The organism is Williamsia maris, assembly GCF_024171815.1.
Lineage (GTDB): Bacteria > Actinomycetota > Actinomycetes > Mycobacteriales > Mycobacteriaceae > Williamsia_A > Williamsia_A maris.
Genome location: NZ_JAMTCJ010000002.1, coordinates 954,706 through 974,497, shown reverse-complemented (window position 1 = coordinate 974,497; position 19,792 = coordinate 954,706). Strand labels below are relative to the sequence as shown.

Genomic DNA, 19,792 nt, shown 5'->3' with positions numbered 1-19,792 from the left:
GGACACGTCACCGATCACCGGGCGTGAGAACGGTCCTCGTGAACGGGCCGCCGTGCGCGGCAGCGTGCGCGATGGCCTCGTTGATGTGCGCCAGCGGAAAGGTGTGGACAGAGTCCTGACCGAGGTCGAGCAGCCCGGCCCTGGCCAGTTCGATCAATCGACCGTTCGCGTCGCGCGGATACATCCACTGACCGCGGACCGTGACCGAGTTCCGCATCAGCCACGGGTAGGGCAACGACAGATCGTCGCCACCGAGCATGCCCACCCCGCCCATCAGGACGACGCGTCCGTACTCGCGCACCGTCATCGCCGCGGCACGGACCACGGAGGCATCGACCGACGGCGGGAGAAGATCGAGCACCATGTCGACCGGGCCGCCCGCGGCGGCGAGCATGGCGGCCCGGTCCGCCTCGGCATCTCCCGTCAGCGCAACGGCACGAACGCGGTCGCCGAAGCGCGTACGCAGGTCGTCCAGGACGTGCCGATTTCGGCCCACGGCGACTACCCGACGGGCACCCATCGCGAGGCCCACCGACACCGCCGCGCTACCGAAGTTCCCGGTCGCGCTGCTGACCAGCAGCGACTCGCCCGCCCGGAACTCGGCGGCCAGCAAGCCGCCGTACGGCACGAGGTACACCCCGAGCGCCGCCCACCGTGCCGCGTCGACCGTGTCGACGTCCGACAGGCGGTGGACACATTCGGTCGGTACCGACATCCGCTCGGCGAAGGACCCGTCGTGGAAGTGCCGCGACAACCGCAGTCCCCCGTCGCCTCGCGAACTCCATCCCTGCAACGTGATGTCCGGGGTCGTCGCGTCGTCGCGGGACCGCACCGTTGCGTCACACCAGACCAGTTCCCCGGGAGTCAGGCGCGTGGAGTCGGGTCCTGCCGTCACCACACGCCCGACCCCACCGAGGCCCGGGATCACCGGCGGTTCGAGGGGGTACCGCCGCGCACCTCCGAACACCTCGGACGCGTACGGCAACACGCAGGTGGCCAACACCTCGACCACCACCTCGCCGCCGTGCGCGCCCGGATCGGGCACCTCACGGACATCCAACGGCGTACCGAAATCGTCCATCACCGCGGCCAGCATCACATTCGTCCTCTCGGTTCGTTTCTGTGTCCGACGCTAGCCAGGACACGGGCATGCGAAAAGCGCTGAACAGGCATGTCGGGCATGACTGCGCGGCATGGGCTCGACTCGGCGTCATACCCGTCAGGGTGGGAAACGTAATCGGTGCTCGCCGATCCACGGTCTCGAAGCCCTGGTCGACGCGATCACCGGCGGTCTCGTCTGACGGGGTGGCGTGTGCAGCCGGTAGCGTTGACGTCACAAGCTTTTTCGCGACGGAGAAGTCGTCGCACCGGGAAATCTCACTGGTGAAAGGACCTGCCCCATGTCTGTCGGTTCACTCAACTTCGATCGCCGCGGTAGCGGCACCCCATTGCTGCTGGTCCACGGCCTCGGCGCGAGCTGGCCGTCGTGGTCGCCGATCCTCGATGAGCTGGCGCGCCACCGCGAGGTGATCAGCATCGACCTCCCCGGGTTCGGGGAGACGCCGCCTCTGCCGGGCGAGGTGACCATCGCGTCGCTCACCGACGCGGTCTCCGACTTCATCGACTCCCACGATCTCGCAGGCATCGACACCGTCGGCAGCTCGATGGGCGCGCGCATGGTCCTCGAGCTGGCGCGCCGCGGCGTGGGTGGCGACACCGTCGCGCTGGATCCCGGCGGCTTCTGGAGCCCTGGTGAACTCCGCTTCTTCAGCACCGCACTCAAGGCATCGCTGCCGCTGGTTCTCGGGTTGCAGCCGGTGATGCCCGCGCTCACCGGCAACCCGGTCGGACGCACGGCGTTGCTCACCCAGTTCTCGGCCGCGCCGTGGAAGCTGCCCGCATCGGTGGCCCTGCACGAGATGCGCAGTTTCAAGAAGGCGACGTCGTTGCGCGACGCACTCAACGCGCTCGTCGACGGTCCGCTGCAGGAGGGCGCTCCCGCGGGTACGACGCCCGGCCGGGTCACCATCGGATGGGGTCGGCAGGACCGCGTCACGCTGCCCAAGCAGGCCGCACGTGCGCAGGCGGCGTTCCCGGACTCGGAGTTGCACTGGTTCGACAAGTGCGGGCACTTCCCGATGTGGGATCAGCCGGCCCAGACCGTGGAACTCATCCTCGGCCGAACCGGCTGATCCGGAGTCGCGACCTACTTCGGGGGCATCCGGATGCCGCCGTCGACGCGGACGACCTCGGCGTTCATGTACGAGTTGGTGATGAGCTCGAGAACCATCGAGGCCAGCTCGTCCGGGCTGCCGAGACGGTTCGGGAACAGCACGCTCTGACCGAGGTGCGCCTTGAACTTCTCCGCGTCCTCGCCCTCGCCGTAGATCGGGGTGTCGATGAGGCCGGGGGCGACGGTGTTCACGCGGATCTTCGCGGCAGCGAGGTCACGCGCCACCGGCAGGGTCATGCCCACGACGCCGCCCTTGGACGACGAGTACGCGGCCTGTCCGATCTGACCGTCGAACGCGGCGACGCTGGCCATCGAGACGATGGCACCCTTCTCCCCCGAGGGCAGTTCGTCGCCGCGGGTCATGGCCGTCGCGGCCAGGCGGATGCAGTCGAAGGTGCCGACCAGGTTGATCGCGATGACCTTCTTGTAGGCGTTGATGTCGAAGGCCGAGTCGTATTCGCCGTCGCGACCGATGGTCCTGGTCGCCCAGCCGATGCCGGCCGAGTTGACCAGTGCGCGAAGCGGTCCCAGCTCCAGCGACTTGTCGACGGCGGCCTTGATCTGCTCGGTGTCGGTGACGTCGACGCTGACGAACACGCCGCCGATCTCCTTGGCCAGGGCCTCACCCTTCTCGGCCTGCAGGTCGGCGACGACCACCTTGGCGCCCTTGGCGGCGAGCTGACGGGCGGCGGCTGCGCCGATTCCCGAGGCTCCGCCGGTGACGATTGCACTTGCTCCAGTTATGTCCACCACCGCAGCCTACGATCGTGGGCCGCGACGTATCAACCGGTTGTTGAATCCGCCTTCAGTTCCGCGGGCCGCTAGGGCTTGATGAGCTCGACGAGGTGTCGGCCGGAGATGACGTGCGCGGTGCCCATCTCGAGGCCCGCCCGTTCCGCGATCTCGCGCGTCGAACCGACGCCGGCACGCGCCCACGGGAACCAGGGCCCGGCCACGTGCCGTGACTCCACCCGCACGGCGCCACGCCAGACGTTGTGCACGCCCGCGTCGAGTTCGATCACGACACTGCCGCCCGACGAGACCAACTCGCCGGCGCGTGTGACCGTCTCGTACGGGTCGCCGCCGATGCCGATGTTGCCGTCGATGAGCAGCGCGTGATGCCAACGCCCTTCGGCGGGCATGCGCTCGAAGATGCTGCGGCGCAACGCCACCCCGCCACGGCGACGGGTCATGGCGACCGCACGCTCACTGCGGTCGACGCCCAGCGCCGAGACACCGCTCTCGATCAGCTCGCACACGAGACGACCAGGGCCGCAGCCGAGATCGATGGTGGGGCCGCTGCACAGCCCCGCCACGTGCCGGTCGAACGCGGCGTCGTCGCGGTTGCCGCTGGTACCCAGCCACCGCGTGACGGGCAGACGGGCACGGGTGCCGTCGGCATGTCGCAGCCAGCTGTTCTGCCCACGCAGGGCGTCGAGGAACGCATCGTCGAAATGCGGTTCGTCCTCGGCTGCCGCGTCGGGCTGGAGGTCATCTGGGACGCTCATGGGCGCACCGCCGATCGGAGTTCTGCTGCCGTGGTCGCGAACGCGCTGGTCGGGGCGCACTTCTTCGCCACCTCCGGAACGTCTGCGGGATGATCGACATCGGACAACGAGTCGAGGAGGGCGACGGTCGAACCGTCGGCCCGGAGTGCGTCGAGGGTACGGGCGCCGGTGTCGGGTTGCGACATCTGCACCGACGGCAGTGTCTGCGCGCCGCGCGCACCGACCACGCCGAGGCCCCACCAGCCGCCGTCCGCGGCCAGGCCGAGCGCCGCGTCGTGGACGCCGAGCGCATCGAAACCACTGGTCAACAGTGTGACGGTCAGCTGCGGGGTGTCCATACCGACCTGCATCACCGCGCCACCGTCGACGACCTCGGCGGCATCGACGTGCGCACGATGCAGCCGGTCGCCGAGGGTGTCGCCGACCTGGCCGATCACCGTCGTGCGCGCCAGCCGGGCCGCGATGGCCTCGGCGTCGATCGCGTCGTCGAGGTCGCCGGCGAGCGAGACCACCACCTCGGTGTCCGGGACCGCCAGCGCCACGTCGAGGGTGTCGACGAGCGCGGCTGCGGCCAGTCGCGCCGCGTCGACCGCTGAATAGGCTGCCATCAACCTAGTCTTCACCTGTCCGGGCACCGGCGCCTTGGCGACGACGAGAACTGCGCGACGGGTCACCGCAGCGCACCGAGGAAATCGCGCGCTGCCCGCAGCGATCCCACCAGTGATCCGGACACCTTGGATTCGCCCGCGGTGCGCGGGCTGTACGCCACATCGGTCTCGGCGACCTTCCACCCGGCTGCGCCTGCGAGGGCCAGCAATTCCACCGGATAGCCGAAGCGCATGTCGCTGATCTTCAACTCCAACAGGCGTTCACGGCGAGCGGCCCGCATCGGTCCGATGTCGTGAATGTCCAGCCCGTGTCTGCGGCTCAACCGGCGGGCGGCCGCCCGGCTGCCCAGTTGCGAATGCAACGGCCACACACCACGTTCGACGGGCCGGCGGCGACCGACGGCGAGGTCGGCCCCGTCGGACAGCAATGCGACGAGCTCGATCAGGTCGGTCGGTTCCATCGACCCGTCACCGTCGATCGTGCACACGATGCCCGAGCGCGCGGCGCGGACACCCGCGTCGACGGCGCTGCCGTAACCCGGGATCGGCTGGTGCACAACGTCGGCCCCGTGCGCACGCGCGACGTCGGCGGTACCGTCGGTGCTCCCGTTGTCCACGACCAGCGCGCGGTATCCCTCGGGGATACGCGCCAGCACACCGGGAAGTGCCCCGGCCTCGTCGCGGCACGGGATCACGACAGTGACCTCATCGGTCGGCAGAAGTTGCTCATCACTCACAAGATTATTGTTTCGCCAGGTCGTCTCGCCACGGAAATGCCATGACGGAACCATAACGTGTGGCCCCGCTGCGGCGAGCCATCGTGAATTCACCCTAGGTTGGTGGGGTGACCGAGACGCGCGCCGACAAAACGGACATCGAGGACGACCCGGACGTCGGGCGTCCACGATGGATCCGCGACACCGCCTCCCTGCTCGTGGCGACGGCCCTGTTGCTGGCGGCCATCCTGGTCCCGTTCTACGGATCCGACGAGCTCAAGCTCAAGATCTTCGTGCAGGCGCCGCCGCTGTTCGCGAAGTACGGCCCGCACTGGGACTACGGCACGATCTCCGCGGTCCTGGTCGCGCTGCTGACCATCGCCGTCGGGCCCGCGGTCGCGGCCCGGGTCCGCTGGGGCGGCCTGCTGGCCATCTCGTACGCGACGGGCCTCGGCTGGACGTTCAGCCTCGCCCTGATCGACGGTTGGAACCGGGGTGTCGTCCAGCGACTCCTCCGGCCGGACGAGTACCTGCTGTCGGTGAACCTGGTCCGCAGCATCCCGACCATGCTCGACGAGTTCAGCAGCCGGATCATCGACTACACCCCGATCTCCTGGCCGACGCACGTCGCAGGCCACCCCCCGGGTGCACTGCTGACCTTCGTCTGGCTCAACCGCATCGGTCTCGGTGGCGGCGCCTGGGCGGGCGTGTTCTGCATCCTCGCCGGCATGAGCGCGGTCATCGCGCTGCTGGTGACCGTCCGCCGCCTCGGTGACGAGGCCACCGCCCGCCGCATCGCGCCGTTCCTGGTCCTCACACCGGGTGCGGTGTGGATCGGCGTCTCGGCCGACGGCTACTTCATGGGCGTCGCGGCGTGGGGCATCGCGTTGCTGGCCATCGCCTCGACCTCGACGCAGACCCGATGGAAGGCCACCGCGGGCATCGCGGCCGGCCTCGTCCTGGGGTGGGGCATCTTCCTCAACTACGGACTCACCCTGATGGGGGTGATCGCACTCGCCGTCCTGATCATCGCCCGGCAATGGCGCCCGCTGATCTATGCGATCCCCGCCGCACTCGTGGTGGTGGGCGTCTTCGCGGCCTTCGGGTTCTGGTGGCTCGACGGCTATCACCTGGTCACCGACCGGTACTACCAGGGCATCGCCAGCGACCGTCCGTTCTCGTACTGGGTGTGGGGCAACTTCGCGGCGACACTGTGCGCGGTGGGTCCCGCGGTCGCGATCGGTCTCGGCCGCAGCATGCGCTGGACGCCGATCCGCACACGCAACGCCGTCGTGATCCTCGGACTCGCCGCGCTGCTCGCGATGCTGATCGCCGACCTCAGCGCCCTGAGCAAGGCCGAGACCGAACGCATCTGGCTGCCGTTCAGCATGTGGACGCTGGTGACCACCGCCCTGATCCCGCCGCGCTGGACCCGCGTGTGGCTGGCCGGGCAGGTGGCCACCGCGCTGCTGATCAACCACCTGGTCTTCACGTACTGGTGAGCGACCCCGCCGACGCCCGGCCCTCACGAGTCCTCCTCGCCGATGACAACCCCGTGGTCAGCGACGTCGTCCGGCGTTATCTCGAGCGCGACGGCGTCGAGGTGGAGATGGTCGACGACGGGGCGCAGGCGTTGGAGATCCTCGACCGGGCCGGCGGCGGCGACGCCGAGATCGACCTGGTCATCCTGGACGTGATGATGCCGGTGCTCGACGGTCTCAGCGCGCTGCGCGCGATGCGTTCGGGTGCCCACCGCCACGTGCCGGTCATCCTGCTGACCGCGCTCGGCGAGGAGGAGGACCGGGTCGTCGGATTCGAGGCGGGCGCCGACGACTACGTCACCAAACCCTTCAGTCCGCGCGAACTGGCGTTGCGGGTGGCCTCGGTACTGCGTCGCTCGAACCCCGTCATGCCGAGCGCCGACCCCACCGGCGAGGGTGCGTCCCCGGTGATCCGCGACGGCGCGATCGTGCTCGACCCCGACGCCCGCACGGTGACCGTGGCGGGCCGGGCGATCTCGACCACCAAGCGGGAATTCGACCTGCTCGCGTTCTTCCTGGGCAACCCCGGCGTCGTCTTCAGCCGCGAACAGTTGCTCTCCGAGGTCTGGGAGTGGACATTCGGAGACATGTCCACGGTCACGGTGCACGTCAAACGGCTCCGCGCGAAGCTCGGCGACGCCGCGTCGTTGGAGACGGTGTGGGGCCAGGGGTACCGCTGGGACCGGAGCAGATGATGGACAACGACATCGGATCCATCGTCGTCACGGCGCTGATGTGGTCCACCCCGGTCATCGTGGCCGGCACCGCGGTCCTGATCCTGGTCCGGCGACGTTCGCTGGTCGTGAGCAACGTGATCCTGGTGCTGACGCCGCTGGTCGCGCTGCTCTCCGGACTGATCGGCGTCAGCGGGTTCATGTTCACCAACGACCTCAAACGCACGGTGACCGTCCTGGCGACGGTCTTCCTGGTCGCGATCCCCGCCTCGGTGGCGCTCGCGCGGTTCCAGGCCCGCCGCACGGTGTGGGAGCGCCAGGTCTGGGAACAGGAACGCGCCGCCGAGCACTCACGGCGTGAGCTGATCGCGTGGATCAGTCACGATCTGCGGACCCCGCTCGCCGACATCCGCGCCGTCGCCGAGGCGTTGACCGACAGCGTCGTCACCGACACCACCGAGGTGACCCGCTTCGCCCGGCTGATCGACCAGGACGCGATCCGGCTCTCGGCCATGGTCGACGACCTGTTCGAGATGTCGAAGATCAACTCCGGCGCATTGCGCCTGGACCGTGAGGCTGTGGATCTGCGCGAGGTGGTCGACGAGGTCGCCGCGGCCTCGACCCCGACCGCCGCCCGTGCGGGGGTCGAGTTCGAGTTGTCGGTGCCGCCTGCGGTGGTCCCCGTCTTCGCCGACACCCGTGCGCTCGCGCGGGTGGTGACCAACCTGGTGATCAACGCGATCGCGCACACCCCGGAGGGTGGGACGGTCACCATCGGGATCGAGGTGGTCGCCGACACCGCGGTGGTCCGGGTCGACGACACCGGGCCCGGCATCGAGGACCACGACCTGGCGCGGATCTTCGACGTCGCCTACCGCGGCACCGCGGCCCGAACGCCACCCTCGGAGCGCGGTCTCCCCGCCGGATCGGGCATGGGACTGGCCATCGCCGAGGGGCTCGTCCTGGCACACCAGGGACGGATCTCGGTGAGCAACCGCAACCCGGGCAGCCGCTTCGAGGTCACGCTGCCGCTGCACCGCGATTGAGCGCCGATCAGCGCAGCGGCGCCGTCGCGAACGCAGCGATGCCGTCGGCAGGCGACACCGACGCGGTGAACCCGAGCACCTCGGTGGCGCGGGCCGGGTCGGCGACGATGTGTCGGACGTCGCCGGGCCGGAAGCGACCGGTGGTCACCGGGTCCGGACCGTCGATGGCCTTACACAGCTCCGCCGCCACCTCGCCGATCGTGATCGGTTGTCCGGAGCAGACATTGAACGCGTCGAAGCCCGGCGGGGTGCTCTCGATGGCGGTGACGTTGGCGCGCGCGATGTCGTCGACGTGGACGAAGTCGCGCATCTGACCGCCGTCCTCGAACACCGTCGGCGCCATGCCCGACTCCAGCTGCGACCGGAAGATCGCCGCGACGCCCGCGTACGGGGTGTCGCGGGGCATGTGCGGGCCGTAGACGTTGTGATATCGCAGCGCGGTGACCTGACCGCCGGTCTCCAGGGTCCACGCCTTGGCGAACGCCTCCTGCGCGGCTTTGCTTGCCGCGTAATAGCTTCGGGGCGCGATCGGGGCGCTCTCGGGGGTCAGCGCCCACTGCGCGGGGGTGCCGTCGGCGAGGTAGCGCTCGAAGTGTCCGGCCTCGAGGGCCTCGGTCGTGCGCGCGGGCGGGTCGACCGTGGCACCGACGGCGTCGGTGTAGGTGCCGTCGCCGTAGACCACCATCGACGACGCGAGCACCAGCCTGCTGACGCCCGCCCGGTACATCGCGGCGAGCAGTCGCGCGGTGACGAGGTCGTTGTCGGCGGCGTAGTCGGGAGCGTCCCGGGCGTCGACCCCCGCTCCGACCATCGCGGCCTGGTGGCACACGACGTCGACACCGCGCAGCATCGAATCGATGTCCGCGGTACGGAGATTGGCCACCGCGACACCCTCGGGCGCGATGGCGTCGGGACCGTGTGCGGCCGGGATCATGCCGTCGACGGCGACGACCTCATGGCCGCGTGCCTCGAGTTGCGCGCGGATGTGTGAGCCGATGAACCCGGCGGCGCCGGTCAGCAGGACGGTGCTCATCCGACGCTCCCCAGCAGCGCGTCGACGTCGTGGCCGCCCTGGGCACAGTCACAGTCGGCGATGGCGTCGGCCGCCACCACCGATCGTGCGAGAACGTCCTTGAGCATGTCGAGGCTCTTCTCGAAGACGGCGTAGACCTCGGCCTCCGAGACACCTTCACCCTCACTCACCCCGGCGTCGGTGTCGGTGACGAGAGCGACTGCGGCGTAACACATCTTGAGCTCGCGGGCCAGGACGGCCTCGGGGTGTCCGGTCATGTTGACCAGCGTCCAACCCTGTCGGGCGTACCACTGGCTCTCGGCGCGGGTGGAGAAGCGCGGTCCCTCGATGACGACCATCGTGCCGCCGTCGATCGCCTCCGTCGCCGCACCGCGGGCCGCGGTCCGCAGCTGCGGGCAGTACGGGTCGGCGAAGCTGACGTGCACCGCGGAGGTGTCGAAGAAGGTGTGGACGCGTCCGGACGTGCGGTCGACGAGCTGGTCGGGGATGACCAGCGTCCCGGGCCCGATGTCGGTGGTGAGGCTGCCGACGGCGCACGGGGCGAACACCCGCTGCACGCCGAGCGAGCGCAGCGCCCACATCGTGGCGCGGTAGGGAACGGTGTGCGGCGCGTATTCGTGGTTGCGGCCGTGACGGGGTACGAAGGCGACCTGCACGCCATCGACGGTCCCGACGGAGATCGGTGCGCTCGGCGCACCGAACGGGGTGTCGACGACCACCTCTTCCGATCCCGAGTCGAAGAAGGAGTAGAAGCCGGTGCCGCCGATCACGCCGATCGTTGCGCGGTGCTGCTGGTCGCTCATGGTGACAACACTGCCCGATGACGCCCGGTCCTACAGGTGGCGGGGGTAGCGTCTCGGCGCATGGACGTCCGAGTTCCCTCCTGGATCGAGCTGATGGGCCGTCAATCCGCGGCGGGGGCGTCGTTCCTCAGCGCATCACTGCGGTTCACCGTCGCCGATGACGCAGCGCCTGTCGACGACCGGTTCCGGTTCTGGCACGGTCCGCAGAACCGGTGGCGGATCGAGTCGAACGATGAGGTGGTCTACGTCCGAGGTCCCGACGCGACGGTGCTGCGGGGCAGCGACGGACAGATGAGGCGCCAGGTGGCCGACATCGTTCTACCGCTCCTCGGGCAGGTCAATCCTCTCGACCTCCTGGGCTCGGAGTCGATGCTGATGAAGATGAGTCAGGACGCGTACATCGGGCCCGCGTCGTCGGTGCTCGTCGACGGGCGACCAGGATGGTCGGTGCCGATCGGCACGAGCGACTCCGATGCGATGACGGTCGTACTCGACGACGAGACCGGGATGACGTTGCGGATGGAGTCCGCCGGACAGATCGCCGTCGCCGCGGCCTCCGACATCTCCGTCCACGACGAACTCGCCGATTCGGTGTTCACCTGGGACGGCACACTCGCCGACACCGACGACCGATCACACCGAGGAGATCGCGACGCCGATCGCCACCGAGCGCGCCTCGACATCCTCACCGCCATCCACCGGGCTCTCGATCGCCGAGACGAGGTGTTCGAGGTGATAGCCCGGTCCGCCGAGCCGTCGGAGGCAGCGGACGCGGTCAGCCGCCTGCTGGATGTCGAGCGGACGAGCGCGGAAGCTGTACTGGCCCTGCAACTTCGACGATTCAGCACCTCCGAGCGCGCCAAGGTCAGCACCGAACTCGACGAGATGCGCCGGGACCCACCGCCTGCGGATTGATCTTGAACTGTGGACAACTCCGGAATCCTGCTCTGGCGCAGTCTTTTTGTCAGATGCGACCGATAGTGTGGGGTCATGTTCGCGGGGGTGGATGTCAGCTTGGTCGACGACCAGTTGGCATCGTCGTGTGCCTCCGACGCGGTGCTCCTCCTCCAGGAAGCGGAGCGTTCTGAGTTTCGTTGTGCGGCAGCGAAGGTATTCGCCGCACGTCGCCTGTTCGAGCTCAGGCGCGGTGAGATCGCGATGGAGCGCCACGGGGCGGTGTTCGGCCACATCGGTGACAAGGGCGCCACGATCGAGGTCGCGACCGCGTTGAAGGTCTCGACCGGTGTCGCGTCGGCGTGGATCGAGTTGGCGCTGCAGCTCGATCGGTTGCCGGACCTGCGGGCGGCGTTCTGTCGCGGCGACCTAGACCTCGCTCGGGTTCGCACGATTGCCGACACCACCGCCCATCTCGACGACCTGCCTCGCAAACTCATGGAGTCTGCTGGGCTGACCATGGCAGAGCAGGCGATGTCGACGCGTGAGATGCGCGATCGACTCGACTCGCTGCTGATCGAGATCGACCCGGAACTGGCCGCAGCAGAACGTACGGACTTCGAGCGACACCAGAACGTCAGGATCCGTCCCGACCGCCACGGCCACTCCACGATCGACGGCTGCGTTCCCGCCGATCTCGGTGCGGAGCTCGAAGCCGTCATCACCGGGCTGACCAACCGACTGTGCGACGCCGATCCCCGCACACCGGGGCAGCGTCGGGTCGCCGCGGTGCGGGCGATGACCCGCCGCGAATACTCGCTGGCATGCCACTGCGGACGCGACCAGTGCCCCGATGCAACCGCATCCGGCGACAACACCGAACCGTGCACCGACCTCCTGCCTGCCACCCCGCAGGTGATGGTCCATGTCGATGCCGCAACCCTGGCCGGCCTGACCGGCGCGATGGTTCCCTACATCGACGGCCAGGGACCGATCGATCCCGACTACGCCCGCCTCCTCGCCACCGACGCGACGTGGCAGGGATTGTTCGACGACGCCACCGCCTCTACCCGCACCACTGATGCATACGCGACCGGGTTCCGACGCGGGAAGACCCGCGCCGCCGGGATCATCCGCGATGGCTTCGACACCAATGATGGCCATCACCCGCCGCCCGGGCCACCGGCAGCAGCGTTGAGATACCAACCGACCCAATCGATGCGGGAGTGGATCATCTGGGCTGACGGCACGTGCCGATTCGTCGGCTGCGATCACCCTGGCGAGACCTGCGACATCGACCACGTCATCCCGTTCGATCACACCGACCCGTCCGCGGGTGGCTGGACCGTGCGGATCAACCTGGGTCTTCTGTGCCGCCTGCACCATCACGCCAAGACGACTGGGCTGTGGCGAGCTGTCATGCACGACGACCGCTCGATCACCTGGACCAACACCACCACCGGCGAACAGTTCACCACCTACCCGCGCCACCTCGAGAACTGAACGAGCGACGGTGGGTGAGTCAGAGTCCTAGCTCGGTGTCCCATTCTGATTCTTGGATGCACGCCTCGACGCCGGCCAGGATCGCCGGGTGGTCGCGATAGCGCCTGCGCGCAGTGACGACCGAGGCCACGATGTCATCGGTGGACTGGGAGGCCGCCCCGGCCGGGAACCGCTGATCGGGGTCGAACACCGAGGCCCAACGGAGACCGACGTCTGCGAGCGTGGCACTCACGGTGATCAGTTCGCGCAGGGCCATGTCGACGTCATCAGACGGCACAGCCTCGAAGAATGCGGCCAACGGCGTGTTCCCGAATGCCCGAACCGCGAGCGACGGCGGCCCGTCCGGGCTGCGGAGTGCAGCGGCACAGATGGATTCCCACACGGTGGAGGCGATGAGGGCGAACGTGACCAGGTCGCCGTCGAGTGTCGAGGTGGGTTGACCGATGTTCTCGAAGACGAGGTTGCTGTCGGTGAGGACCCGCAGCAGACCTTCGATGTCCCGATCGGTGAGATCCCGGTCGGGACCGAAAGACTCGCCCTGCTCGTAGATCTCGCCGACGAACGACCCCGTCCGAGCGGCGTCGACGAAGTGCTCGAGGACCCGGTCCGACGCCGCGTCCTCGTCGATCAGGTCGATGGTCCCGTACCGGTCGTAGGTGCCGTGGATCCCGACTGACGTCGGGACGTCGACGCGGTGAGTGCGCCGCAGGATGACCGCCGTCGCCCGCGAATCGGTGAGAGGCAGGCCGGTGATCATGCAGTTGGTGTCGAAGAACCCCATGGCTCGAAGAGGCTAGTGCAGCGGAGAGAAGTCCAGCGGAATCCACATCTCCGAGACCGCATCTCTGATGTGCTCGGGTCCGCCCGGCGGCGGCCACATGTCGTCCTCGACCAGCCGACGGCGGATACCGAGGCGGTCGTCCATCCCGGCGAACGGCCAGATCTGGATGATCCGGTCGGGTCCGTCGACGGCATACATCACCACCGCGATCGGATCCACCCGATGCCGGCCGGGCAGGACCACGCGCCACCCGTCGATCGAGGGCGGTAGGCCGCCGGGGATCAGGTGGTAGTCGCGCATCTCGTAGACCGAGCCATAGTGACCGGGCCGCACGGGCGGCATGAAGGGGAACGGAGCGTAGGTCGTCATCGTGAGGTCGGACAGATGCGGCCCCGCCCCGAACGCGGCACCGCTGCGACGAGCCCGTTCCCGTTCGACGGCGACGTCCTCGGTTGAGGCGAACATCCGTAGGACGTGCGCGCGCCCCAGGACACCGTGTTCGGATTGCCATGCACCCACCAGTGTTCCGCCGGCCGGAGCCGATTCCACCCACGGCGCGATCCCGGCGATCGCTCGCTCGGTGTCGGGTAGCCGATATGCCAGGGTTGCCAGTTCGTAACGGATCGCCTGATCCCGATCCGATACGTCCTCCCCCGAGATCTCCGGCGGGGTGGTCAGATCCATGTTGTCTCCTCGTTCGATGGGCCGGTCATGCATCGGGTGCGGGGAACAGACCCCGGTAGTGCTCCGCGATGTCGCCGGCGGTCGTGAACCACACCCCGTCCGCGTTGGCCGTCATGTGCTCGAGCGCGGCCCGGAACCGACGCAGCCGGTACGGCTGGCCGGTGAGGAAGGTGTGCACCGAGATCGCCAGCACCACCGGTTGCTGCCGTGAGTTCTCCTTGAGTTCGTCGAAGGAGTCGACGATCATCCGCTCGAAATCGGTTGCCGTGCCGTGGTGATGGACGAACACCGGCAGGTCGTTGACCTCGTGGGGATACGGAACGCTGAGCAGCGGCCCGCCATCGGTGCTCAACCAGACGGGTTGATCGTCGATCGGCCAGTCCAGGGTGTAGTCGAACCCGCGCTCGGCGAGCAAGTCCTCGGTGACGCGACTCGGGTTCGCCCCCGGACTCATCCAGCCCCGCGGCGCGATGCCCTCGTGGCGTTCGATGGCGCGGTACACGTCATCGATGGACCGCCGCTCGGCGTCGGGGTCCAGGTGGTTCGGCTGCACCGAGTTCGTCCGACCGTGCGCGACGACGTCGGCGTCGAGCGCCCGGAACGCGTCGAGGAGATCGGGTGCGTGGTCGTAGACCTCGGTGTTGACCAGCAGTGTCGGCCGGATGCCCACCCGTGCCAATGTGTCCGCGATCCGGACGCCGCCGACGCGGTTGCCGTATTCGCGCCACCCCCAGTTGTAGGTGTCGGGTTGGTCCATCCCCGGGGTGTATCCGAGACCGGTGGGCCCGTCGTCGTAGGCGAAGTGCTCGCAGTTGACCGCGACGTACACGGCCAACCGGGCATCATCCGGCCACGAGAACTGCGGACGCGAGGTGATCGCCGAGTGAACGAACCGTCCGGGTGTCGGGAGCGCCATGACCCCCATCATGCTCGCGATACCCTGCGACGGTGACTTCTCCCGACACGACCAGCGCAGACACGACGACCGCGGCCCGACCGGATCGACGCGTCGTCGCCCGCGGACTGTTCGCGGGCACCACACCGGTCGCCAACGAGGCGCTCTACGCCGTGGTGCATCGCGGAAGCGCCGGCCGCACACGTTCGGAGCTGCACCTCGAACGCGGCGCCCGCGCGGACATGAACACCTTCTTCGGCCGCTTCCCGGCCAGCTACTGGCAGCGCTGGACCACCGCGACCGCCGTCACGATCACCGTGCGCGTCGAGGCCTCCGCGCGCGCCCGGGTCGTGGTGATGGCGTCGGACATCGGCGGTCATCAGCGCATCGTCGACGCGACCGACGTCCACGGCACCGAGACGGTCTCGATGACCGCCCCGCTCGTCGCATTCGCCGACGGCGGCGCCATCTGGCCCGCCTTCGAGGCCATCGACGGAACCGTACGGATCGCCGAGGTCGAGTGGTCGGTGGAGACCGCCGCCGCGACACGGCCGATCTCGATCGCCATCTGTACCCACAACCGCGTCCTGCAGTGCGCCGAGACCGTCGCCGCACTGGCGTCGGACCCCGTCGCACTCGCCGACGTGGAATCGGTCTGGGTCGTCGACCAGGGCGACTCCCCTGTCGACGAACACCCCTTGTTCCAGCAGGTCCGCCCCGACCTCGGCGACAAGCTGAACTACCTGCGGCAGGCCAATCTCGGTGGGGCGGGCGGGTTCAGCCGCGGCCTGTACGAGGCGGCACAACGCTTTCCGCACGGGGACGTGATCCTCATGGACGACGACATCCTCTGCGAACCGGAGACCGTCCTGCGGCTCGGCGCCTTCGCCTCGATGACGAGCAACCCGTCCATCGTCGGCGCGCAGATGCTGTTCCTGCACAACCCGACCTACCTGCTCGCCTCGGCCGAAAAGGTGGACCTGGTGACGCTGCGTCGAGGGGTGACCGACGACAAGTTCGTGCAGCAGAACAAGAACATGCTCAAGAAGATCCCCGACCGGCGCGTGGAGGCCGGCTACAACGGCTGGTGGACGTGCCTGATCCCGGCCGAGGTGCTGGCGCGGATCGGGATGCCGCTGCCGCTGTTCTTCCAGTGGGACGACGTCGAATACGGTTTGCGCGCCGCCCGCGCGGGTGTCCCGACGATCACACTGCCGGGCGCCGGGGTGTGGCACGCCGACTTCTACTGGAAGGACGTCGACGGGTTCGGGCACTACTTCGCCACCCGCAACGGCCTCATCACCGCGGCGCTGCAACCCGGTTTCGCCCCCGACGCCGTCGCCAAGGAGATGGGTCGCGCGATCACCCAGTCCATCGTGAGCATGCAGTACGGGTTGGCGCACACCCAGTTACGCGCGTTGGAGGACTTCCTGGTCGGACCGACGATCCTCGACGACGGGGGCGCCGCCGCACTCCGCGACATCAACGACGAACGACGCCGTTTCGCCGACACCGTCGTGGTGCCGATGTCGTCGGTGCCCACCTCGGTCCCGATCCGACGGGCGGCCCCGCCACCGAAGCCCAGCTGGGAGAACGCAGTGCTGGCCAAACGTGCCCTGGCCCATGCCCGGGGGCGCCTGATCGGCGGCCCGGTCGCGATCTCCTACGAGGACGCGAAGTGGTGGCACGTGGCCCAGTTCGACCACGTCTTCGTCACCGACGCCTCCCAGCACGGTTGCCGCGAACGTCGCTACCAGCGCGAGCTGGCCCGGGAGATGTCCGACCGACTCGTCCGAATCACGCTGCGGTTCCGCCGTGAGGCACCCGCGGTCGCCGACCACTACCGGTCGGCGATGCCGCAGCTGACCAGCGTCGAGAACTGGGCACGCCTGTACGGGATCTGACCGATCAGCGGGTGAGTGCGTTCTCCCGCACGATCGCCTCGACGATCTCGCCGCTGCGCACGGCGATGTTCGACAGCAGCGACGACGTCAGGCCGTGCGTGTGCTCGGTGCCGCCCTGCAGATAGATCGCACCGGGGATCTCGCGCGTCGTCTGCAGCTTGTAGTCGCGGTCGACGCCGGGGGTCAGGCCGTCGGCGACCAGGTCCCCGACGATCTCGTCCAACGGCATCGGGGTGAACCCGGTCGCATAGATGACCGCGTCGCACTCGAGCACCTCGGCGGTACGGGTCGGGTGGTGATCCACCGTCACCCGCACACCCGAACCGGTGTCCTCGGCACTGCTGATCCCCGACGCCCCGTGGAAGAACAGCCGCCGCTTCCCGGAGACCCGCTCGGCGTACTCCCGCGTGTAGAGCTCCTCGATGAGAGGCAGGTCGACGCAGGAGTAGTTGGTCGAGCGGTGATAGTCGAGCAGTCGGCGACGCACCGGCTCGTCGGCCGCGTAGAAGTCGTCGACCGCGATCGGGTCGAAAACCCGGTTGGCGTAGGGACTGTCGTCGGCAGGGCTGTAGCCGTACTTCGCGAACACCCCGTGCACCTCGGCGTCAGGGTAGGTCCCGTGCAGGTGGTCGGCGACCTCGGCCGCGCTCTGCCCGGCGCCGACGACGACGAACCGGCGGTGGGTGAGCTCCGGCAGCTCGGCGAGCTTGGTCAGCAGCTGGTGGTTGTGGAACTGCCGCACGGACTCGTCGACACCGTCGGGTAACTGGGCGTGCAGACCGCCGGCCAGGACGACCGTGCGGGCGTGCAGAGTGGTTCGCTCCGCAACCCCGGTCTGGTCGACGCCCACGAGGTCCACCGCGAGGTGATCGCCCTCGTCGCGCACGGCGACCGCGCGGGTGCCCCAGTGCACCGTGGCCTCGACCGTCGAGGCCGCCCAGGACAGGTAGTCGTGGAACTCGAGACGGGTGGGGAAGAACGTCTGGTGGTTGATGAACTCGGTCAGCCGACCACGCTCGGTCAGGTAGTTCAGGAAGCTGTACCGGCTTCGCACGTTGCGTTGGGTGGCGAGGTCCTTGAGGAACGAGATCTGCATGGTGGTCCCGGGGATCAACATCCCGGTGTGCCAACCGAATTGCTGCTGCGACTCCACGAATTCCGCGGAGATCGCGCGGGAGTCGGCGTGCTCGGCGTTGTACTCCTCGATGGCGATGGCCAGGCCGAGGTTCGACGGGCCGAAACCCACGCCGACCACGTCGAGGACGTCACCGCCACCGGAGCGTGCGGACAACACGTCGTTCAACACCAACGACATCAGGCGCTCGCCCACTGATCGACCGCGCCGGGAACCGGCTGCGACGGATCCTTGCCCAGGGCGACGATCCGGTTGTCGGAGTCGACGTGCACCACCCGCGGCTCGTGGCCGGCGAGTTCGGATTCCTCGACCTCACGGAACGACATGATGATCACCAGATCACCCGGACCGACGAGATGTGCTGCGGCACCGTTGATCCCGATGACTCCCGACCCGGCCGCGCCGGCGATCACGTAGGTGGACAACCGCGCACCGTTGGTGATGTCGACGACCTGGACCTGCTCGCCGTCGAGAATGTCGGCGGCCAGCATGAGGTCGTGGTCGATCGTGATCGACCCGACATAGTGCAGGTCGGCCTGGGTCACCGTGGCCCGGTGCACCTTGCCACCCAACATTGTTCGCCGCATCGATTGGCACTCCGCTCTGTTCGGGGCCGTCCGCGGTGGGCGAACGGAATTACAAAGCGTAGGCTAACCTACTTAGAACGGCTCGACAACCGTGTGGTGACGTAGACCACGCCGGTCACCGGCTCGAAAGCAACTGTGCAGCTGTACTTTTCGGCCAGTTCAGGCACCTCGACCGTACGAACGGACAGGTAGCCGGACCTAGGCGAGGTAATGCTACCCTAACGCAATGTCGATGAACATGTTCTCTGTGCGCGGTCGCCGCGCCCTGTCTCTCGTCGCAGCCGTCGTGCTGGGCGTGGGCCTCCTCGCTGCCTGCGGCAGCTCCGACGACGACACCGCGGCGGCGGGGTCGACGATCGCCGTCGAAGGCAAGTTCGGCACCACACAGGTGCCCAAGGACCCCAAGCGCGTCGTGACGGTCGGCTACAACGACCAGGACTTCACGCTCGCCCTCGGCGTCGTGCCGGTCCAGACTCGCGCCTTCTTCGATTCGTACAACGATCTGCCGTGGGTCAAGGCGGCGACCGGCGGCAAGGGCGTCCCGTCGATGGCCGGCGACTCGATCAACCTCGAGGAGATCGCGAAGGCCAAGCCCGACGTCATCTTCGCGATCTACGAGACCATCGACCAGAAGACCTACGACCAGCTGTCGAAGATCGCACCGACGGTCATCCAGTCCAGCCAGTACAAGGACGAGGAGACCCCCTGGGACGTGCAGCTTCTCACCACCGGCAAGGCGCTCGGCAAGGAGCAGCAGGCGCAGGCCCTGGTCGATCAGGTGAAGGCGAAGATCGACGAGGCCAAGGCCGCGCACCCGGAGTTCGCGGGCAAGACGCTCGTCGTCGACTACGGCCCGGAGAACGGTGGGCACTACCTGATCGGCAAGAACGATCCCCGTCGCGCGCTGTTCGACGGCCTCGGCTTCAACGCGCAGGACACCGTCGGCGATGTCTCGGAGGAGAAGCTCTCGCTGCTCGACCGCGACGTGCTGTTCGTCGAGGGTGCGACCAAGTCGCAGATGGCCGCCTCGCCTGCGTTCACGCGGCTCGACGTGGTCCGCGACGACAAGACGCTGTACACGACCTTCGACTCGCCGCTGGCGGGTGCGCTGTCCTACAGCGGACCCAACGCGCTGCTTTACGCGATCAACGTCGTCGTCCCGCAGCTGAGCAACGCGCTCACCGGCAAGCCGGTCGCCGATCTCGCGACCGCATGACCCGGTAACCACCACCAGAACGCACACACAG

At 68.4% G+C, this 19,792-nt stretch carries 20 protein-coding genes; 8 read left to right on the top strand and 12 right to left on the bottom strand.

Annotated elements, in window-relative coordinates; genetic code table 11:
* Window positions 1–7: 7 nt before the first annotated feature.
* On the bottom strand, window positions 8–1,096 hold the full coding sequence (locus LX13_RS11425; protein WP_253661434.1) for a quinone oxidoreductase family protein: 1,089 nt from the start codon (window positions 1,094–1,096) through the stop codon (window positions 8–10).
* 304 nt (window positions 1,097–1,400) lie between these two features.
* Between LX13_RS11425 and LX13_RS11420 the strand changes: the two genes are divergently transcribed.
* Complete coding sequence (locus LX13_RS11420) at window positions 1,401–2,192, top strand: alpha/beta fold hydrolase (protein WP_253661433.1); 792 nt, start codon at window positions 1,401–1,403, stop codon at window positions 2,190–2,192.
* 14 nt (window positions 2,193–2,206) lie between these two features.
* On the opposite strand, the gene LX13_RS11415 is transcribed toward LX13_RS11420, so the two are convergent.
* From LX13_RS11415 to LX13_RS11400, 4 genes are all read right to left on the bottom strand, one after another.
* On the bottom strand, window positions 2,207–2,983 hold the full coding sequence (locus LX13_RS11415; RefSeq protein WP_253661432.1) for an SDR family NAD(P)-dependent oxidoreductase: 777 nt from the start codon (window positions 2,981–2,983) through the stop codon (window positions 2,207–2,209).
* A 71-nt stretch (window positions 2,984–3,054) separates the two neighbouring features.
* Window positions 3,055–3,741: a class I SAM-dependent methyltransferase gene (locus LX13_RS11410; protein ID WP_253661431.1), complete on the bottom strand. Its 687-nt coding sequence runs from the start codon at window positions 3,739–3,741 to the stop codon at window positions 3,055–3,057.
* The gene (locus LX13_RS11405) at window positions 3,738–4,349 is read right to left on the bottom strand and encodes a TIGR04282 family arsenosugar biosynthesis glycosyltransferase (protein WP_253661430.1); all 612 of its coding nucleotides are present in this window, start codon (window positions 4,347–4,349) and stop codon (window positions 3,738–3,740) included. The genes LX13_RS11410 and LX13_RS11405 overlap by 4 nt, the downstream gene beginning before the upstream one ends.
* Before the next feature lie 62 nt (window positions 4,350–4,411).
* Window positions 4,412–5,086 carry a glycosyltransferase family 2 protein gene (locus tag LX13_RS11400; protein ID WP_253661429.1) on the bottom strand — a complete coding sequence of 225 codons (675 nt, stop codon included), beginning with the start codon at window positions 5,084–5,086 and terminating at the stop codon, window positions 4,412–4,414.
* 107 nt (window positions 5,087–5,193) lie between these two features.
* Here LX13_RS11400 and LX13_RS11395 point away from each other — a divergent pair, with 107 nt between their 5' ends.
* From LX13_RS11395 to LX13_RS11385, 3 genes are read left to right on the top strand one after another with little or no spacing between them, the layout of a single operon-like run.
* Window positions 5,194–6,567, top strand: a complete 1,374-nt coding sequence (locus tag LX13_RS11395; RefSeq protein ID WP_253661428.1) for a glycosyltransferase family protein — start codon at window positions 5,194–5,196, stop codon at window positions 6,565–6,567.
* Entirely contained in the window at window positions 6,564–7,301 is a 738-nt protein-coding gene (locus tag LX13_RS11390) for a response regulator transcription factor (RefSeq protein WP_253661427.1), read from the top strand. Before LX13_RS11395 ends, LX13_RS11390 begins: the two co-directional genes overlap by 4 nt.
* Window positions 7,265–8,326: a sensor histidine kinase gene (locus tag LX13_RS11385; RefSeq protein WP_308214735.1), complete on the top strand. Its 1,062-nt coding sequence runs from the start codon at window positions 7,265–7,267 to the stop codon at window positions 8,324–8,326. Before LX13_RS11390 ends, LX13_RS11385 begins: the two co-directional genes overlap by 37 nt.
* A 7-nt stretch (window positions 8,327–8,333) precedes the next feature.
* On the opposite strand, the gene LX13_RS11380 is transcribed toward LX13_RS11385, so the two are convergent.
* Both LX13_RS11380 and LX13_RS11375 read right to left on the bottom strand, forming a co-directional pair.
* Window positions 8,334–9,359 (bottom strand): NAD-dependent epimerase/dehydratase family protein, encoded by a 1,026-nt coding sequence (locus tag LX13_RS11380; RefSeq protein WP_253661426.1) that lies wholly within the window; start codon window positions 9,357–9,359, stop codon window positions 8,334–8,336.
* Window positions 9,356–10,162, bottom strand: a complete 807-nt coding sequence (locus LX13_RS11375) for an S-methyl-5'-thioadenosine phosphorylase (RefSeq protein WP_253661425.1) — start codon at window positions 10,160–10,162, stop codon at window positions 9,356–9,358. The genes LX13_RS11380 and LX13_RS11375 overlap by 4 nt, the downstream gene beginning before the upstream one ends.
* A gap of 60 nt (window positions 10,163–10,222) precedes the next feature.
* Between LX13_RS11375 and LX13_RS11370 the strand changes: the two genes are divergently transcribed.
* Together LX13_RS11370 and LX13_RS11365 are read left to right on the top strand one after the other, a co-directional pair.
* A complete protein-coding gene (locus LX13_RS11370; protein ID WP_253661424.1) occupies window positions 10,223–11,077 on the top strand; it encodes a hypothetical protein in 855 nt (284 codons plus the stop codon).
* 75 nt (window positions 11,078–11,152) lie between these two features.
* The gene (locus LX13_RS11365) at window positions 11,153–12,559 is read left to right on the top strand and encodes an HNH endonuclease signature motif containing protein (protein WP_253661423.1); all 1,407 of its coding nucleotides are present in this window, start codon (window positions 11,153–11,155) and stop codon (window positions 12,557–12,559) included.
* 19 nt (window positions 12,560–12,578) lie between these two features.
* On the opposite strand, the gene LX13_RS11360 is transcribed toward LX13_RS11365, so the two are convergent.
* From LX13_RS11360 to LX13_RS11350, 3 genes are read right to left on the bottom strand one after another with little or no spacing between them, the layout of a single operon-like run.
* Entirely contained in the window at window positions 12,579–13,340 is a 762-nt protein-coding gene (locus LX13_RS11360; RefSeq protein ID WP_253661422.1) for a hypothetical protein, read from the bottom strand.
* Between the two features lie 12 nt (window positions 13,341–13,352).
* Window positions 13,353–14,024, bottom strand: a complete 672-nt coding sequence (locus LX13_RS11355) for an NIPSNAP family protein (RefSeq protein ID WP_253661421.1) — start codon at window positions 14,022–14,024, stop codon at window positions 13,353–13,355.
* Between the two features lie 25 nt (window positions 14,025–14,049).
* Window positions 14,050–14,940, bottom strand: coding sequence for a polysaccharide deacetylase family protein (locus tag LX13_RS11350; RefSeq protein ID WP_253661420.1), 891 nt, complete (start codon window positions 14,938–14,940; stop codon window positions 14,050–14,052).
* Between the two features lie 32 nt (window positions 14,941–14,972).
* Here LX13_RS11350 and LX13_RS11345 point away from each other — a divergent pair, with 32 nt between their 5' ends.
* Window positions 14,973–16,823, top strand: a complete 1,851-nt coding sequence (locus LX13_RS11345; protein ID WP_253661419.1) for a glycosyltransferase — start codon at window positions 14,973–14,975, stop codon at window positions 16,821–16,823.
* Between the two features lie 4 nt (window positions 16,824–16,827).
* Here LX13_RS11345 and LX13_RS11340 read toward each other — a convergent pair whose 3' ends face one another.
* Both LX13_RS11340 and panD read right to left on the bottom strand, forming a co-directional pair.
* Window positions 16,828–18,138, bottom strand: a complete 1,311-nt coding sequence (locus tag LX13_RS11340) for a lysine N(6)-hydroxylase/L-ornithine N(5)-oxygenase family protein (RefSeq protein ID WP_253661418.1) — start codon at window positions 18,136–18,138, stop codon at window positions 16,828–16,830.
* Window positions 18,138–18,545: an aspartate 1-decarboxylase gene (gene panD / locus LX13_RS11335; RefSeq protein WP_253661417.1), complete on the bottom strand. Its 408-nt coding sequence runs from the start codon at window positions 18,543–18,545 to the stop codon at window positions 18,138–18,140. The genes LX13_RS11340 and panD overlap by 1 nt, the downstream gene beginning before the upstream one ends.
* 226 nt (window positions 18,546–18,771) lie before the next feature.
* Here panD and LX13_RS11330 point away from each other — a divergent pair, with 226 nt between their 5' ends.
* The gene (locus tag LX13_RS11330) at window positions 18,772–19,761 is read left to right on the top strand and encodes an ABC transporter substrate-binding protein (protein ID WP_253661416.1); all 990 of its coding nucleotides are present in this window, start codon (window positions 18,772–18,774) and stop codon (window positions 19,759–19,761) included.
* Window positions 19,762–19,792: the final 31 nt, after the last annotated feature.